This window comes from Hungatella sp. SL.1.14 (assembly GCF_024460495.1).
GTDB lineage: Bacteria > Bacillota > Clostridia > Lachnospirales > Lachnospiraceae > Hungatella > Hungatella hathewayi.
This window is the reverse complement of record NZ_JANFYJ010000481.1, coordinates 1-291: the sequence shown is the minus strand read 5'-3', so window position 1 is coordinate 291 and position 291 is coordinate 1. Positions and strand designations below refer to the sequence as shown.

General features: G+C 41.6%; 1 protein-coding gene. It reads left to right on the top strand.

The window, feature by feature from the left end; genetic code table 11:
• The coding region (locus NE473_RS33340; RefSeq protein ID WP_256265711.1) for a hypothetical protein at positions 1–291 on the top strand (291 nt) is incomplete at both ends.

Here is a 291-nt window from a genome sequence, read left to right as displayed (position 1 = left end):
AACGATATACCATCAAAGCGGCATGCCCCTTGCCTCTTGACGATCCATTAAATTTGATAGATACTCTTACGGTCTTGAACGGAGAAAACGTTATCGACTCTTTCGGACAAAATTTGTTAAACTGTAAATTCGCCGTAGAGTATGCCATTCTTAATCCGTCACCGGTTATTTCTACAGGATTTCTAAGCACGTTATTGTTATACCAATTACATATTTCAGCGCCCTTCGCCAGGACTCCGGAAAAGGACGCACCATCAAAAGGGACATGGTTCACCGACATATCTTTTAATG